The 3,394-nt window shown below is 59.9% G+C and carries 3 protein-coding genes; all 3 read right to left on the bottom strand.

Annotation, left to right across the window (positions count from 1 at the left end):
• Nucleotides 1-110: 110 nt before the first annotated feature.
• From QZ269_RS12490 to QZ269_RS12480, 3 genes are read right to left on the bottom strand one after another with little or no spacing between them, the layout of a single operon-like run.
• A complete protein-coding gene (locus tag QZ269_RS12490; protein ID WP_291427033.1) occupies nt 111-1,274 on the bottom strand; it encodes a hypothetical protein in 1,164 nt (387 codons plus the stop codon).
• Nucleotides 1,275-1,281: 7 nt separating this feature from the next.
• On the bottom strand, nt 1,282-2,700 hold the full coding sequence (locus QZ269_RS12485) for an MBOAT family protein (protein WP_291427032.1): 1,419 nt from the start codon (nt 2,698-2,700) through the stop codon (nt 1,282-1,284).
• 13 nt (nt 2,701-2,713) lie between these two features.
• The gene (locus QZ269_RS12480) at nt 2,714-3,280 is read right to left on the bottom strand and encodes an alginate O-acetyltransferase AlgF (protein ID WP_291427031.1); all 567 of its coding nucleotides are present in this window, start codon (nt 3,278-3,280) and stop codon (nt 2,714-2,716) included.
• Nucleotides 3,281-3,394 lie beyond the last annotated feature (114 nt).

Raw genomic sequence — 3,394 nt, 5'->3', positions numbered from 1 at the left:
AAACCCGTATGTTGTTCCTACTCGCATCCGCTCGGATTGATTCGGAACTGCACCAAATCAATCGGAATCCGTATAAGAACAGCCCAGGCGCTCCAAACAAGGCCCGATTTTTAAGATTTAGGCTGCTGCTTCTCTGGATAAGGCACCCGCAGAAAGCGTTCTGGAATTTCCCAGATGACCACCTTGGGCGGATTCTCTTGGCGGTCTTTTCCCTTCAAGTATTCCCGCATTGGCACCGTAGGTCCCTTACCCGCCTGAGCAGCGTTAAGCACTTCCGCTCCCAGGGCACGGCTCAGCGCTCCGCCAAAGTGCCAGACGTTCTCTGCGGTTTCGGCGCTGTAGCTTGTTCCCACCAGGGTCACCGCCAGGCTGTCACCACCCAGCAGGCCGCCGCCGCTCGCATCAGCACGGGTGTAAGTCAGTTCCTGTACCTGATCGGGTGCCGGGCCACTACCGTCCGGCGCGGGCACATACCGGAGCAGGTCGCCCCTGCGGGCCGTCACAGGCTTCTGGGCGGCGGCGTAGGTGGCGGCGTAGGTGGCGGCGGGTAGCTCGGGGGCCAGCTTCCTGACCACCGGGGTGAGCGTCTGGGCGGCTACAACAGCCCCGAACGGCGTCCAGTGGGTGTCGGTGTGCAGGAAGACTTCATAACCAGGTTTGGCGGCTTTCCTCAGTGCGGCTTCCAGGTCAGGGGCGGGAATACCTGCTTGCTCTAGGCCATGGCGAAACTCCTGATAGACCGGCTGCCAGACTGCCGGTTGCCGCGTACTTCCCAGTTCACCGGCATAAAGGCGGGTCTTGGCCGGAATCAGGGCGACCACCAGCTTGGCCCCGCTTTTTGCCAGTTCGTCGCGTACCTCACGGATATAGCTCAGCTTGCCGCGAATTTCCGCCGCGTCTTCAGGAGCCGTCTGGAATTCCTCGGTGGTAAAGAGCCAGCCGTTTTGCCCAATCACTGCGCCGTCACGCGCCTCACCGAACAGGCGGTAGTTCAGCCCGCCCCACAAGGCCACGCTGGGCACGCGCCAAGGCACGTTGGCATCCAGATTCTTCTTCTCGAATTCGGCCTGCGCCTCGCCAGTGATGAGCGACTTGCCGGTCGGCCAGCTGCGTACCGCCGACTGGGTCAGCACAGAGACCGCCCCAAGACCAACCACGGCCAGCAGGAAGACAGTGGGCAGCCAGTGCAGCAGCGTGGGCGTCTGGTGGTTATCGATATTGCCCTTGACACCACCGGGCTTCATCTGATGCTGGTGTTCAAAATTCGTCGTCACATCAACCTCAGAACTGGAAATACAAGAAGGGCGTGTAAGACTGAGCGCTCAGTTTCATGATCGCCAGGACAAACAGTGGCAGCAGCAGCACCGTCGCGGCCACTACCGGGCCGGGGCGCAGTAGCCTACTGCCCACATCGCCCATACGGGTACCCCACCACGGCGCGATGTAGACCACCAGCGCCGCCAGCAGCATGGTCCACAGCACGCTGGGCTTGACCTGCCACGCCAGCGTGTCGCTCAGGCCAAAGCCGTTAAGCCCCAGCATTCCCTTATACATCCGCAGGGCGCCCTGAACATGGTCGGCGCGGAACATCACCCAGCCGACGATCACCAGTAGCATGGTGCCGGGAATGGTCAACCACGCCGGAGCAGTGGGCCGCTTTTGCTGCTTGAGCTCAGCCTCGATGGCAAGCAGGGTGCCGTGCCATACGCCCCACAGCACGAAAGTCCAGTTGGCCCCGTGCCACAGGCCGCCCAGCACCATCGTCAGCCACTTGTTGAACTTGGTGCGGGCCACGCCTTTGCGGTTACCGCCCAGGCTGATGTAGAGGTACTGCTGGAGCCACCCCGAAAGGCTCATGTGCCACCTGCGCCAGAACTCGGTGATAGAGCGCGAGATGTACGGGTGGTTGAAGTTCTCAGGAAACTTAAAGCCCATCATGGCCGCCAGCCCGATCGCCATATCCGAGTAACCGCTGAAGTCGAAGTACAGCTGCAAGGTGTAGGCGATGGCCCCCAGCCAGGAATCGACGAAAGTGGGGCTGGACTGGTGGAACGTGGCGGTGACCAGCGGCGCGATGGTGTCGGCAAGCAGCACCTTCTTGGCAAACCCAGTCATGAAGCGGGTGGCTCCATAACTGAATTTCTCGATGGTGTGGGTGCGGTTCCGGAACTGATCGGCCAGCAGGTTGTATTTGAGGACTGGCCCGGCGATCAGGTGAGGAAACAGCGCAATAAACGCCGCGAAATCCAGCGGGTTATGGGTCGGTGGTTCCTCATGGCGGTACACGTCGACGATATACGAAATCGCGTGGAAGACGAAAAACGACAGCCCGATAGGCAGCAGAATCGGTGTCCAGGCAAAGGGATGAAAGCCGAACGTCTGGGTAATGGCGTTAAAACTCTCGATGCCAAAGTTGGCGTACTTGAAGTAGGCCAGTGCCCCCAGCATCAGCACGATGGCCGAAGTCAGGGTCCAGCGGCGAACACTTCCATCAGGCTGTTTGTCGAGCACCAGGCCGTAGATATAGGCGGCGGCTGTGACCGCGACCAGCAGCCAGAGAAAATCGATTCGCCACCACGAATACAGGGCGTAACTCCCGGCCAGAATCCACGCGCTGCGGGCTTTGAAAGGCAGCAGGTAGTAAACCAGCAAAAAGAGCGGGAGAAACAAAAACAAAAAGACATTAGAACTGAAGACCATGCTTCAGCAGCCTTCAGTTGGTTTTGGTCGAGCTTTGAGTGACGGTCATGCCCGTATCGCTCACGACCAGGGCGTAGCCGCTGCCGCGTTCCAACTTGACCCCGCTGACCGTACCGACGACCTTAGGGCCAGCAAACGCAGAGAGATCCACGGTAATTCCGTTCACGGCGCGGCTGCCGCTGCTGCCCGGCTTGACACCCGTGATCACGGTGGTCTTGCCGTCGGCTGTCTTGAGGTCAATGCTGGCATTCTTGCTAAGGTTGTACACCGTCAGCACGGCCTTGGCGCGGTTGTCGGCTCCCTGATCGGTCAGCAGCACGACTTTCCCGCCACTGACGCCCGCCGTATAGAATTTGCCCGCTTCGACCTTGAGATTCGCCGTGGCACTGCCAATCTTGGCCGTTACATTGCCCTGCGGCACCACCACGTAGGCACTGACTTTTCCGGCTTCGCCCTTGACGGCCTTGGTGCCCAGCGTCGCCTCAGGGGCATTGACCACCCGGACGAACGCACTGTTGGCAGGCGGCGCAGGAGCGTACAGGCCGGTATCCTGCGCGGAGGCGGCAGAGAGAAGGAGCAAAAGTAGAGAACATGTACTTTTCTTCATAGCTCTACTTTAACAGTAGTCCGGAACCTTTTTGACCAAAAAGCAAGTGGGGTCGGTTACGTTGGTGTGTGAAGACTCAACGAACGG

Source organism: Deinococcus sp., from assembly GCF_018260405.1.
Classification (GTDB): domain Bacteria; phylum Deinococcota; class Deinococci; order Deinococcales; family Deinococcaceae; genus Deinococcus.
This window is presented reverse-complemented; position numbering and strand designations above follow the sequence as displayed.